Raw genomic sequence first — 13,377 nt, 5'->3', positions numbered from 1 at the left:
GCGCGATTTACTCTTAACACAAAGCTTAGGAGTTTCGCAGGTACACAGAAACTAGGTTTACCTTGATGCTTTTCACAAAGCGTTACTCTGATTATATCAGAAGTGGTGAATATTGACTAACTTTTTTTCGCGTCTGCTAAAACACAGCAATCAACTGCTCACAGATATTCAGTTTGCGAATGCTTTGACACTCTGCCCTCGCTCATAAAGGCAGATTCTTTAAGGGTTGCTTAAAAGGGATAGTCAAATATCCCCATAGACGCTCAAAACAACTATCAAAAAGATGTTGCAATTGCGCTTACTTGTACCAATTTTGTTGCTTTGGGAGTCCATCGCTTTCGCCAATTCGGTACGCTCAACATCCTGCCATTACTTGCTCGTCTAGTCGTTACGCGCTTTTTGCGTTCGGTTCTTCGTTGCAGGGATTTCGCCTTACTAGGATTGTTTCGTCGCGTAGATGGTTATTCTTACTTGCAGCTGATATTTTAGCATTCTTGAGTGCTGATAAATCAGCACGAGTGGATTTTATACCCCGCTTTCAAAAGACGGGGCTACTAATCTCTCGTATTGTTTACGTGTTAGCTGGACAATCAAGGTAATTGCTGGATGATAAGCTGAACCCTGATGGGAATTTTTAGTAGATTTTCGCTATTATAACTAAATTTTGCTGGGTAAACTGTTTGATTTGTCTATAAGGATTTAGTGAGGATACCAAAACATGCCCTTGATGCCTTCAGGATCGGGCATAAAACCCATAGTCCGGTAGAAATCAACAACATGAGGATCGGCAAAGAGAGTCACATTGCTAATCTCTTCGCTGCGCAGTTTTTTGAGAACGTATTTCATCAGCGCTTTACCCATTCCTTTACCTTGAAAGTCAGGGTGGACGACTACATCCCAGATAGTCGCATTAAATGCGTGATCGGAAGTAGCACGCGCAAAACCAATGAGCCGCCTTTGGTTTCCTCGAACTTGCCACATAGAGGCAACGAGAAAACTATGCTCAATAGCTTTTTTCACTTTTCTCAGGGGACGACGCGACCAACCAACAGCATCACAGAGTTCTTCGAGTTCATATAAATCTATATCTCGTTCTGTGCTGAAGACGATGCGATCGCTATTCGGGTTATTGCCCGTAAATTCCGCGCTCATCTCTTCAAAGGGAGCCGTTCTGTTAGTCGCTGTAGATTCAGAAGTACTAAACCAAGTTTTCCAAAAACCCATGCCAACGTGGTTCGGGTAGTATAACTGAATTGGCTACCACTCCTAAAAGTGGAGATTCACTTCTAACACAGCTAGTTCCATCTCAAATCCCCCACAAGCAAAAATATTAAAAAAATATTTGTGGTTGTTGGGGTTGGCAATGGTCACAGCTATTTAGGGCGTGTTTCACACCAATCATTTTCAACTTTAGCATTTTGTTGTAAAGCTAGGAGAAATTCACCAAAAGGGAAAAATAAGAGAGTCAATTGTATATCGGGATGAGAAATTGGGTATACGGTATTAGGTATAAGAAAATTCTTCCCCTGTACCCAATTTTCAGTCCCCTGGTGACACATCTCGCGAGCGAGTCTACCCCCAAAGATGGCTTCTGGTTTAAAATCTTCCACTCTAGAACTCCTAAAACGCTTTAATCGCGCGTTTCCTCAGTTTTATGAACAGTTTGTTAGCAGTGAGATTCAACTCCAAAATTTACGTTTAGCCTACCGTCTGTATAAAACCAGACGGGCTGTGATCGAGCTGAAACCGGAAGGAAGCAAAAGCGCCTTGCATTTTGCCTACCGCAATCAGTCTTTTCTCCTCAGCGATATTTTTGGCGTGCTGGCTGCTTACGGACTCACTATCCACGGTCTGAGCTTATACGGTCAGATCCGATCGCCAATGTTAGTTTTTATTAAGCTGCTGGTATCTCGTGGCAGCAAGGCTTTGACGGAGAAAACCGCAGACAACGTTTGTCGGGCAATCCGCGAGGCTTTAGGCGGGCGGTTTGAGGTAGAAGAAATGCTGGCTGTAGAATTCAATCTGGATGCTGGCTTAGAGCAAGTCCAAACAGAATTCTATGTCGATCCGGTATTTCATCTCCCAGCTTTGGTGATTGAAGCCGACAATCAGCCGGGATTATTTTACAAAGTAATGTACGCCATCTGGCAGGAGGATTTACTGGTAGTTAATGCCAACCTGCTAGTTTGGCGCGGACGCACCAGGCTAATTCTTTACTTATTAGGGCCTAACGAAAGTCTGATTCCCGAATATTTAGGACACAAAATTGCTGAAGGGGTGCGACAGAGATTACTAGGGAAATAACGGCAGCCACAAAGTTATGAAGGAAAAAAGTTTTTTAGGTTGAAAGTAGCGTTGACTGTTGACTGTTGACTGTTGACTGTTGACTGTTGATGGCATGAGTGTCTAGCTAGAAGCTTTTTCCTTTTAACTCCATATTTAGTCGCACCCGCCCTTAAAGGTACGATATAAAGTATGGCAACCATCGAAATCTTTGGCGTTCCCCATTCCTACGAGCTAACGGCTCCCACCTCCTGTCCCCATGCTTTAGTTTTTGTCCACGGTTGGCTAAATAGCCGTGGATACTGGCAGCCTGTGATTTCCCGACTGTCAGTAGATTTTCAGTGCCTATCTTACGATTTGCGGGGTTTTGGCGAGTCCCAGTCCCAGCCTGATAACGAGTTGAATCGGGCACAATTGTCTGTGAGTTTTGCAGCTAATTCTATGAGCGCAGCAGACTCATCTTTAGAATCTACCTATACCCCAGCAGCCTACGCCCATGATTTAGTAGTGCTATTACAGCAGTTACACATCACTAGCGCTTGGCTAATTGGTCACTCTTTAGGAGGAACAATTGCTCTGTGGGCAGCAAATCAAATGAGCGATCGCGTTAAAGGGGTAATTTGTATTAATGCTGGTGGCGGAATTTATCTTAAAGAAGCCTTTGAGCAGTTCCGGACTATGGGACAGCGATTTTTACAAGTCCGGCCGCGCTGGTTATCTCAACTACCTTTGATTGATTTGCTGTTTACTAGAGCTAGCGTAGCCCGTCCTTTAGAGCGTTATTGGGCGCGTCAGCGAGTGATTGATTTTGTCGTCGCCGATCCAGAAGCAGCTTTAGGCACATTATTAGATTCGACAACGGAAGAAGAAATCAACCGTTTACCCCAATTAGTCTCCCAACTGCAGCAACCAGTTTATTTTTTGACCGGGAGTCACGATAAGGTAATGGAACCCAAGTATGTGCGCCATTTAGCTAGTTTTCACCCCTTATTTCAATACTGTGGCGACAATGTCATTGAAATCCCCGATTGCGGACACCTAGCAATGTTAGAGCAGCCAGAAGCTGTTGCTAGTCATATTCAGGCGATAGTTAGTGGGATTGGGGCATAGGGCATCCCTTCGGCTTCGCTCAGGGCGAGTGGGCATGGGGCATTTGTACAATTGTCAGTTGTACAGACACGATTTATCGCGTCTCTGACTCACTCCCTTGATACAACTTCATCACCTGGGTAAGGGATAGCCGAGATTCGACGCCCAGGGTTAGGGGGGAGGTATGCCCCCGTGATAGGTGATCGGCGGCGGCACAGGCAATCATGGCGGCGTTGTCTGTGCAAAATTTCATGGGGGGGAAGAGGACTCTTAGGTTATGTTCGGCGGCGGCGGCTTGGAGATTTTTTCTCAAGCCACTGTTAGCAGCGACACCTCCACCAACGGCAATTGTATTGAGACCATAATCTAAAGCACAGGCGATCGCTCTTTTGGTAAGCGATCGCGCTACTGTATCTTGAAAACTAGCGGCTACATCGGCTAGGGGAATCTCCGCATTATTTTTCTCTAGCTGTTGCACTAACCGCAATACAGCTGTTTTTAACCCGCTAAAACTGCCGTCATAGCGATGGTATCCCCCACCTGGTAACGATACTTTTCCTTCTGGCAAGGCAAAAGCTTGGGGATCGCCTGCTTGGGCTAATTTATCGATAATTGGCCCGCCGGGATAACCTAGCTTTAATAGCCGCGCTACTTTATCAAAAGCCTCGCCTGCCGCATCATCGCGGGTTTCTCCGAGAGTTTCGTAATTACCACAATCCTTGACATATATCAAGCTTGTATGTCCGCCGGAAACTAGTAAGCTAAGAAAAGGGGGATCTAAACTTGGCTCGCTCAAGTAAGTTGCATAAATGTGCCCTTCGAGATGATGCACTCCCAAAAAAGGTTTTTGCTGAATTATGGCCAAAGTTTTGGCAGCAGTTAACCCTACCAACAGTGCGCCGACTAGTCCAGGGGCACAGGTGGCGGCAATAGCGTCAATTTGCGCCCAATTCATTTGGCTTTGCTCTAAAGCTTGGGCGATCGCCCAATTGATGGTTTCTAAGTGCTGGCGAGATGCTACCTCAGGTACTACGCCGCCATATTGCTGATGAATCGGGATTTGTGAAGCTATGATACTGCTACAAACTTGACGATTGTTGACAATTGCCACAGCAGTTTCATCACAGCTAGTTTCGATTGCTAAAACGGTTGCCATTGCTTTAGGAGAGTAATGTTGCGATCGATTTTGAGGTTCAGTTCTAGTTCATGAATTCTCTCAAATATTCCGAAATTTTGCTCAGTGCTGGAACTTGGAACTCAAAAGGCAATGAGAACTAGGTTGAGAAGCTTTAACTTTTATTTACTTAAACTTTACTCGGTTCCCCCGCAAGAGTATGATGACTTGCTAGTTATCTAAATAAAGACTGTACAAGCCGCTTCGTTTTGTACAAAAAACTTTTTGTTTTGTAATAAAAGGAAACAACTCCATGCGACGATTGTTTGCTTTGATTTTAGCGATTTGTCTTTGGTTCAACTTCGCCCCCCCCGCTAAGGCGCTGGGTGCGGATCTTGCACCATGTGCAGACACTCCCGCTTTTCAAGAGCTAGCAAAAAATGCCCGTAATACCACCGCCGATCCAGAATCTGGTAAAAAGCGGTTTGAGCGTTACTCTCAAGCTCTGTGCGGCCCTGAAGGTTACCCCCATTTGATTGTTGATGGTCGTCTTGACCGTGCAGGCGATTTCTTAATTCCTAGCATTCTTTTCCTTTACATTACCGGTTGGATTGGTTGGGTAGGCCGTGCTTATCTCCAAGCCATCAAGAAGGGATCTGACGCTGAACAAAAAGAAATCCAAATCGATTTGGCTTTGGCTCTACCAATCATGGCCACAGGCTTTGCTTGGCCCGCAGCAGCTGTCAAAGAATTGCTCTCTGGTGAATTAACAGCTAAGGATACAGAAATCCCCATTTCCCCCCGCTAGTTCATCAGTATCAATTAACTTGTTTAGGAGACTAAATTCATGGCAGACAAAGGCGATTCCTCATCCTACTTGGTTAAATTTATTTCCACTGCACCTGTAGCAGCCACTCTTTGGTTGACCATCACAGCTGGAATCTTAATTGAATTTAACCGCTTTTTCCCCGATTTACTGTTCCACCCACTGCCATAGGTAGAAGCTGGTAATTTCCCCCAGGAAAAAACTGATCTTCTGTCTGATATTTGATAGCTATATTTTTCTTGAGTTAATCAGAAAAATATAGCTCAAATAGGTAGTACAAATAATTATTTGAAACTCGTAGGCTCTTACAGCTTACGGGTTTCATGTATTTTTAAGTAAGTAAATTAATTTTTCTAAACTTCTCAGACAAAAAGCACCTTTAGCTACAATTATTATTAATAGAAAAATGCCACAGTTCTAATTTAGAGGCGAACATAAAATATGGCGCAAGCAGTAGATGCATCCAAAAATCTAGCCAGCGATCCAAGAAATCGTGAGGTTGTTTTTCCCGCAGGCCGCGATCCACAAATAGGTAACCTGGAAACACCCATTAATTCTTCTCCCTTAGTTAAGTGGTTCATTAATAACTTACCTGCTTACCGTCCTGGTCTAACTCCTTTTAGACGCGGGCTAGAAGTTGGTATGGCTCATGGTTACTGGCTGTTTGGCCCCTTTGCCAAATTAGGCCCTCTGCGCAACACACCTAGTGCTAACTTAGCTGGGTTACTAGGAGCGATCGGCTTAGTTGTCCTTTTGACTGCTGCTCTATCCTTATATACTCACAGCAATCCTCCCAAAGCACTTAGCAGCGTAACTGCTACCCCTCCAGATGCTTTTACCACCAACGAAGGCTGGAATAATTTCTCCAGTGCTTTCTTAATTGGTGCTATTGGTGGAGCCTTAGTGGCTTACTTTTTGACGATTAACCTAGCACTGATTCAAGGTCTAGTAGGTTAATATCTGTTCCCATCACCATTATTTCTAAATTGCAAGAATCAAGTTGCATGTCTTGCGATTTCTGGTTGGGTTAGATAGCCAAGGGTAGCTACTGTGTCAAGCAGTTTACCCTTGTTGCTATTTGCCCAATAATCATAGATTGCTCCGTATTTAAGCAAATAAGGACACATACAAAAAAGCGTAGCTTCTTAATATGTGTCCTTTTTTTTATGAATAAAGGCAGGACGCATAAGGGATAGTTATTCCCTTATGCGTCTAAGCTAATGGGCTTCTAAATGGCATAACTACTAATCAGGACTGTTAACAGTCAACGGTTAACAGTCAACAGTCAACGGTCAACAGTCAACAGTCAACAGTCAACAGTCAACAGTCAACAGATATCACAATAGATTATGCAACTTAAAGGCAGAATAAGGCTTAAATTAATTTTCGCTTCTGCCCACTAACTTTTGAACTTGAATGGGAATCAGCCAAATAAATCCGCTTCTAGAGCTTTTACAGTGGTTTCAAAATCGTCATTCACGATTTTAATGTCAAACTCATCAGCTGCTTTTATTTCTTCTTGAGCGCGTTGGAGACGACGGGCGATCGCAGCTTCTGAATCTTGAGCGCGATCGCGAATCCGCTTCTCTAACTCATCAAATGAAGGTGGCAAGATAAAAATACTATGGGCACTAGAGAAAGAAGTGCGAATTTGTCTTGCCCCTTCCAGTTCAATTTCTAGTACAACCAATTTTCCAGACCCAACTTGGTTAAGCACAGCTTCTCGGGGCGTACCGTAATAATTACCTGCAAATTCTGCCCATTCTAAGAATTCCCTTTGGGCAACCAATTGTTCAAATTTAGCGCGGCTCACAAAGTAATAGTGTTTGCCGTTAATTTCTCCTGGGCGAGGAGAACGGGTTGTCATCGAAACCGAATAGTAAAGTTCTGGATGACGTTGCAACAAAGCACGTAACAAAGTGCCTTTGCCAACCCCACTAGGCCCGGTTAAAACAATTAGCCGTCCGGAAGACGGGAACTCTTTGGTAGTAGTAGCACCACTCTGAATGGGTAGAACTTGCATTATCAGCTAAACCTGTGAATTAATCGATAGATATAAATTCATTAGTCTATTATCTGTTAGCTGTGTAACTCTTGACTAAGGAATTGGTCACAAGGGTGACAAAAAAATCGTCTAATTCACATAGTACTGCTGATACGCGGTAAATAGTGTAGGGATGTTAGTCCATCTCTAGTTAATTATCTACAGCTTGATGCTCCCGAGAAATCACGAAGCGATTAGCTACAGTTTCCGGTTGAATCGCTGAGAGAATTACGTGGCTAGAATCGGTAATAATCACCGCCCTAGTCCGACGCCCGTAAGTCGCATCAACAAGTTGGCCCCTGTCCCTTGCATCGGTAATGATCCGCTTGATTGGTGCAGATTCTGGACTAACAATGGCAACTACTCGATTAGCAGACACGATGTTGCCAAAACCTATATTGATTAATTGAATTTCCATAGAAAATCGGATACCAAATCTGGTATGAGTCGTCAGTACACAATATTTACCATGTTATCCTTAAAAAACGGGAGTTACAACGCTTAAATTAAAGGAATCTTTAGTCTTTAAAGAATAATTGCTAGTTTTAGCTATTTACTATGCGTAATAGCAAGAATATTCCTTAAGATATATGTCAATATCGCTTAATAAAGTTATGCACAATCACCGAGACCCTTCATTTATTGATTCATTGGCTCTACGCAGTTAGCACAGTAAATCAAGGCTAAGGTTGTCAGGAGTGAATTGACTACAATTTGGCAGTCATAACGAGCAGGTTGTATCAGAAGTTCACCCGCAAAAAAATGATGTGAGTGATGCCTGCCGGTAAAAGAGTTTACAGTATATTGTGATAAATAGCAAATGTCGATTGTTTACTTTAAAATTTAAATCGCAGTACTCCCCGTTCTCACAAGATCCACCGATCTACTGAGGTCAGTACTGAGTCGGTATCCTGTGGGAACAAAAGTTAAGGAAAATTGTAGGTTGGGTTGAGGCTCTGCAAAACCCAACAGACCTACCCAAATGTTGGGTTTCGTTCCTCAACCCAACCTACGCGGGTTAAGGTTTTTGACATTAACCGAGCAGTATTGGGTCAGCACTGAGTCGGTATCGTCTGCGAACAAAGGAGATAATTTTCCTGACTGGATTAAGGTAAATGGATGAGAATGATTATCTTGATAGTTTTGACATTCAAATATATTTTGTAGTAAGTCTAAATTTTCCCGATTGCTTTAAATAAGTCGTGGGAAATAAACCAAATTAGATTACGAAATGTAAATAGTTTTGAAAATATTTATTAAAAATAGAATAACTACCTTTACCTTTATGAAATTTTTCCATAATGGCTGTTTGCTAGCTACCTAAGCGACGCCGATTAATGCTTTCCTCGGTTTTGGAAACTTCTCAGGCGAATTTGGAAAACTCTTCTGGGTTGAGATTATAAGCTAACACCCAAGGCTATTGGGCTTCAGCTGGAGGAATATTGATTACTGCTGGTGGAATTGGTTCTGGTTGGACTAGTTCAGATTCTAAAGTGGTAATGATTGCATCTGGGGGAATCTGACTATCGAGTGAAATTTTTTGCGCTTTCAGAGCAAAATGACTTTTGATTTCTGTAATAACTTCAGTTTTGAGAGATTTTACATTCTCAATAAAGTTTTGTTCAATTGGTTCCAGTAGTTCTAATAATATGGGTTTTAAATTTTCTATTAGTGGCGGTTGTTGAATTACTGGATGATTTGGTAATCTGCTAGGAATTGTCGCTATAGAGTTGGACTTTTCAGAATTACGTGGTGTGACAATTTTTAATTCACACTTGGAACGTGCTAATTCAGAACGTAAGCTGTGATATATATATTGGCACGTTGATTGTTGTTCGTTATTCCATTTATCAATTTTAGCAGCCAGATTACTACCCCATTCGTTCAGCTTTTGTTTAGTAGCTTCGTCAACAAAAATATGCTGTGGGAGTTCGTTTCCCAGTTTAGTTAACATCTCATCTAAGATGTGAAACCTGGATTCTATTTCGGCTTTTTCTTTTTCTAATTGTTTAATTTTAGCCTGTAATTTTATAGAATCGTGGGAATCTGTCTGCGCCCTATTTTCGTCTAAATTTTCAGGGATTGAATTGTGTTGTAATGAAAGTTTTTGTATTTCCCTATATTTATCCTTTGACCATTTGACTACTTGTTCTTGCTTGAGTCCCGAAAATCCAGAATCAAGATGTGCTACGGGAAATTCGCACTGAGAACAATATTGCTGATTGCTGTAGTTTGGGTTGCCGCAAATTGGACATGGATAGGGTACCATAAGTCTTGTTGCTCTCCTAGAAATTCTGCGATCGCTTAATCGCCGTTAGTATAGATTTCTTTGAGCTGTGCTGCAAGTAATTGAGAAAAATACAATCCTGCTAGAGTCATAGTACTAATGACTGGAAAACTTATGATTTAAAACCATTTATCGCAGGTTTCAAAGATCATACAGAATTTCATGTTTGGTTGTGGGGGTTTTCCATTAGGGGTGACTTGAAAGAGTTATGTCTCCCTTGTTCTCCTTCCCTTGTCCCCCTTCTCTTATCCTCCTATCCTTCCCTACAGTAATTTACACTGTCCGTGATTTCGTAATAGATGGTCGCACAAAACTAAAGCTACCATCGCTTCTACCATTGGCACAGCACGAGGTAATACACAAGGATCGTGTCTTCCCTTGGCTGCTAATAGGGTTTCTTCGCCTTCACGAGTGACGGTTTTTTGTTCTTTTCTAATTGTGGCGGTTGGCTTGAAAGCAACGCGCAAAATAATATTTTCGCCGTTGGAAATTCCCCCTTGAATCCCACCGGAACGATTGGTGACGGTACGAATTTCACCTTGTTCATCAATATAAAATTCGTCGTTATGTTCAATTCCTGTTAACAGGGTTCCCGCAAAACCGGAACCGATCTCAAAACCTTTGCTAGCGGGAAGAGACATTACAGCCTTAGCGATATCGGCTTCTAATTTATCAAAGACTGGTTCGCCTAAACCTTTGGGGACGTTGCGCGCTACGCATTCGACTACACCGCCGATAGAATCACCTTGTCTACCAGTTTGCTCGATTAATTCAATCATGCGATCGCTTATTTCACTATCGGGACAGCGAACGATGTTGCTTTCTACTTGTTCTAAGGTGACAGTGTTGGGATCGATAACGCCTTCTAAATCTTTGATGCGCTTGACGTAACCAATAATTTCGACATTGGCGAATTGACGGAGAATTTTTTTCGCGATCGCACCTGCGGCTACTCTACCAATTGTCTCACGCGCTGATGACCTACCCCCACCTTGCCAATTACGAATTCCATATTTAGCATCATAGGTGGCGTCAGCATGAGATGGGCGGTACTTTTGCGCCATCTCGTCATAATCTTGGGGACGAGTATCTTTGTTGCGGACTAAAATTGCGATCGGTGTTCCTAAGGTTTTGCCTTCAAATACCCCAGATAATATCTCGCAGGTATCTGCTTCTTTACGCGGCGTTGTAATTTTACTTTGTCCCGGCCGTCTTCTATCTAGTTCTACTTGAATTTCCTCAGCAGAAATTTCTAGGCGCGGGGGACAACCATCAATCACAACCCCCACACCACCGCCGTGGGACTCACCAAAAGTAGTAATGCTGAATAAATGACCAAAAGTGTTGCCCATGATGTTGAGGAAATAGACCAGGCTTATGTATTTTACCTGCTAGGGTGACATACTGTACGGAATTTATGGCGATCGCGTCCTGGTGGAAAAGGCTGGATGTGAAGCGGTTTGTTAAATAGCGATCGCATCTTTGATATTTACAAAAATATTTACAAAAATTAATATTTAGCTCTTCAAGCTCAAGTCTGTTCCGCAATATCTGTCTAATGACATTCTAGATTTTTGGTTGATTGTTTAATAAAATTTATTAAATCTTATTGTTTATTTTTAATTATTAAAAAACATTGACTATTTTTTAATTAAATCAAGATATTTTTCCCGAAAAATAAAAAAATTAAGATGCAAATACCGCAAATAAAGCAAAAATAAATCTTGATTTTCATCTGGATATCAGGAATTAAATGTTATTATTCTCATGGTTAAATTCTGCAATTTATAGTATTTTTTAATTATTGCAGTCTGATAAGTTAGGATAGAAAGCCGAAAGTATTTACCCAGTTGTCATTTTAGGCCTGTGCAAATTCACTCTTATTCAGAATTTGACCCCAGCCCCCCAAGGAATTACGAGCAGGGGTTACGCAAGGTGCTTGACCGTTTGGTAATCACCATGCAACGTGATGCATTGATTCGGCAAACGATCAATCAACTGAGAGAATCTCTAGAAGCCGATCGCGTAGTTTTATATTACTTTTATGGTTCTTGGCAGGGACAAGTTACCTGTGAATCTGTAATTAATAGCGAATATTCAATTTTCGGTTCTACAGGGCCAGATAATTGTTTTAATCAAGAATATGCCAGTTTATATTTAGCAGGAAGAGTCCGAGTCATCCCTGATATTGAATTAGAAGTGATACATGATTGTCATCGCGAATTTCTGCGCAGTTTGCAAGTTCGCGCTAGCTTGGTAGTACCTGTTTTGGTAGCTAGGGGATTGTGGGGATTATTAATTGCTCATAACTGTCAAGCACCTCGCTATTGGGCATCATCAGATATTGAACAAATGCAGCAAGCCGCGAAAAATATGGCAACAGCCCATTGTATAGTGGAGAGTTAATAGGGGCTAGGGGTTAGGGGCTAGGGGCTAGGGAAAAAGATTTTCATGGTTTATCTTAACTGTGATAAACATTATCTTTATTTCTACTTAAGAAACTTGGTGTAAATAAACCAAACTATATTACGAAACGTAACTAGGCTTGAACTCCTTACCAATGACTAATGACTAATGACCAATGACAGCCCTTGCTAGTTATATTTAATTACGCCAACCTACTTAGATAATTAGCGTGAAGCATAAACTAGATATAATCTTTTTTGTTGATACCAAAAATATTTAGGATAAAACTCAGTTTTCGTTATCCAGATTGTTGTAGTGGGAAGTGGCTTGTCGATGAAATCGCTAGGTTGATTACTTTCTTGCCATTCTCTAGGCTTTAGATCGTTAGGTAGTTTGTTTTTAACTTCGTCATATTTAACTAAATTATTCTGTTTCACCAATGTTTGAAAATATTCCTGGGGAACATTTACAGCTATTTTGACTTGGGGATCGGGGGTATCAGCAATAATTTCATACTTTAAATCTGAATAATTACTAGGTAAAGGCGCACTTAGCCATTTTTCTATTACCTTAACATCAGCTACTGGTTGCTTTTCAGAATTGTAATTATCACCAAATTTTAAACTTAAACATCCAGTCAAAAAAATTAAGGTAATAATTAATAATAGATTTCGCTTTTTTTTCCACATATATTTGCATTTACATCAACTATAATTCAGGAGCGATCGCGATGAAATTTGGTTATACAGTTATTTGGGTAGATGATGTAATTAAAACCGTTGAATTTTACGAAAAAGCTTTTGGACTTGTGCGACGCACTATTAAAGAACAAAATCAATTTACTTGGGCGGAAATGGAAACGGGCGAAACTACTATTGCTTTTTCCTCAATTAATGAAGCTCAAAGTTTATTTCATCAGGGCTTCCACGCTAACGATATTATACAAGCGCCTGCATTAATCCAGATATCATTTATTACACCGGATGTTGCTACTGCTTATATGAAAGCATTAGGCGCAGGCGCAAAACCACTAGATGCGCCAAAACGGCAGCCTTGGGGACAAACAATTGCACGGGTTCGCGATATTAATGGTGTATTGGTGTCCTTAGTCAGCGCTTAGGTGGGTTATTCCCCAAAAAATGGCGATAAAAATATCTTTACCAGAAAATAGATAGTCTAGCTTGAAAATAGCGTTGACTGTTGACTGTTGACTGTTGACTCTTAAGACTGGAGTTTAGACTAAACACATGACAAAGTAACTCAGGATAACTGAGTGACAAGCTTTACACCCAAAAATGGAAAAATCAACGAATTAAGTAGATTGTGGT

At 41.5% G+C, this 13,377-nt stretch carries 14 protein-coding genes; 7 read left to right on the top strand and 7 right to left on the bottom strand.

Annotated features, from left to right (window positions below; genetic code table 11):
- Positions 1-699: 699 nt before the first annotated feature.
- Positions 700-1,224 (bottom strand): GNAT family N-acetyltransferase, encoded by a 525-nt coding sequence (locus AACW45_RS33385; RefSeq protein WP_190630052.1) that lies wholly within the window; start codon positions 1,222-1,224, stop codon positions 700-702.
- 360 nt (positions 1,225-1,584) lie between these two features.
- On the opposite strand from AACW45_RS33385, the gene AACW45_RS33380 reads away from it, so the two are divergent.
- Together AACW45_RS33380 and AACW45_RS33375 are read left to right on the top strand one after the other, a co-directional pair.
- Positions 1,585-2,304, top strand: a complete 720-nt coding sequence (locus AACW45_RS33380; protein WP_096645572.1) for a hypothetical protein — start codon at positions 1,585-1,587, stop codon at positions 2,302-2,304.
- A 171-nt stretch (positions 2,305-2,475) separates the two neighbouring features.
- Entirely contained in the window at positions 2,476-3,393 is a 918-nt protein-coding gene (locus AACW45_RS33375) for an alpha/beta fold hydrolase (RefSeq protein WP_190630050.1), read from the top strand.
- 73 nt (positions 3,394-3,466) lie between these two features.
- Here the strand turns inward: AACW45_RS33375 and tsaD are convergent, their stop codons facing one another.
- Positions 3,467-4,528, bottom strand: coding sequence for a tRNA (adenosine(37)-N6)-threonylcarbamoyltransferase complex transferase subunit TsaD (gene tsaD / locus AACW45_RS33370; protein ID WP_190630048.1), 1,062 nt, complete (start codon positions 4,526-4,528; stop codon positions 3,467-3,469).
- A 271-nt stretch (positions 4,529-4,799) separates the two neighbouring features.
- On the opposite strand from tsaD, the gene AACW45_RS33365 reads away from it, so the two are divergent.
- The 3 genes from AACW45_RS33365 (at position 4,800) to AACW45_RS33355 (ending at position 6,269) form a co-directional block, all read left to right on the top strand.
- On the top strand, positions 4,800-5,294 hold the full coding sequence (locus tag AACW45_RS33365) for a Photosystem I reaction center subunit III (RefSeq protein WP_096645569.1): 495 nt from the start codon (positions 4,800-4,802) through the stop codon (positions 5,292-5,294).
- Positions 5,295-5,333: 39 nt separating this feature from the next.
- Positions 5,334-5,483: a photosystem I reaction center subunit IX gene (gene psaJ / locus AACW45_RS33360; RefSeq protein ID WP_096645568.1), complete on the top strand. Its 150-nt coding sequence runs from the start codon at positions 5,334-5,336 to the stop codon at positions 5,481-5,483.
- A gap of 270 nt (positions 5,484-5,753) precedes the next feature.
- Positions 5,754-6,269 carry a photosystem I reaction center protein subunit XI gene (locus AACW45_RS33355; RefSeq protein ID WP_096645567.1) on the top strand — a complete coding sequence of 172 codons (516 nt, stop codon included), beginning with the start codon at positions 5,754-5,756 and terminating at the stop codon, positions 6,267-6,269.
- Positions 6,270-6,735: 466 nt separating this feature from the next.
- Here the strand turns inward: AACW45_RS33355 and gmk are convergent, their stop codons facing one another.
- The 4 genes from gmk to aroC form a co-directional block, all read right to left on the bottom strand.
- Entirely contained in the window at positions 6,736-7,338 is a 603-nt protein-coding gene (gene gmk, locus AACW45_RS33350; protein WP_190630349.1) for a guanylate kinase, read from the bottom strand.
- A 169-nt stretch (positions 7,339-7,507) separates the two neighbouring features.
- Positions 7,508-7,774, bottom strand: a complete 267-nt coding sequence (gene remA / locus AACW45_RS33345; RefSeq protein ID WP_190630046.1) for an extracellular matrix/biofilm regulator RemA — start codon at positions 7,772-7,774, stop codon at positions 7,508-7,510.
- A 999-nt stretch (positions 7,775-8,773) separates the two neighbouring features.
- The gene (locus tag AACW45_RS33340) at positions 8,774-9,625 is read right to left on the bottom strand and encodes a hypothetical protein (protein ID WP_190630044.1); all 852 of its coding nucleotides are present in this window, start codon (positions 9,623-9,625) and stop codon (positions 8,774-8,776) included.
- Positions 9,626-9,906: 281 nt separating this feature from the next.
- Complete coding sequence (aroC, locus tag AACW45_RS33335; protein WP_190630042.1) at positions 9,907-10,995, bottom strand: chorismate synthase; 1,089 nt, start codon at positions 10,993-10,995, stop codon at positions 9,907-9,909.
- A gap of 514 nt (positions 10,996-11,509) precedes the next feature.
- Between aroC and AACW45_RS33330 the strand changes: the two genes are divergently transcribed.
- Entirely contained in the window at positions 11,510-12,049 is a 540-nt protein-coding gene (locus AACW45_RS33330) for a GAF domain-containing protein (protein WP_190630039.1), read from the top strand.
- 224 nt (positions 12,050-12,273) lie between these two features.
- On the opposite strand, the gene AACW45_RS33325 is transcribed toward AACW45_RS33330, so the two are convergent.
- Positions 12,274-12,738, bottom strand: a complete 465-nt coding sequence (locus tag AACW45_RS33325) for a hypothetical protein (RefSeq protein WP_190630037.1) — start codon at positions 12,736-12,738, stop codon at positions 12,274-12,276.
- A gap of 41 nt (positions 12,739-12,779) precedes the next feature.
- Between AACW45_RS33325 and AACW45_RS33320 the strand changes: the two genes are divergently transcribed.
- Positions 12,780-13,169, top strand: coding sequence for a VOC family protein (locus AACW45_RS33320; RefSeq protein WP_190630035.1), 390 nt, complete (start codon positions 12,780-12,782; stop codon positions 13,167-13,169).
- Positions 13,170-13,377 lie beyond the last annotated feature (208 nt).

Source organism: Calothrix sp. FACHB-168, assembly GCF_963889195.1.
Taxonomy (GTDB): Bacteria; Cyanobacteriota; Cyanobacteriia; order Cyanobacteriales; family Nostocaceae; genus Aulosira; species Aulosira anomala_A.
This window is presented reverse-complemented; position numbering and strand designations above follow the sequence as displayed.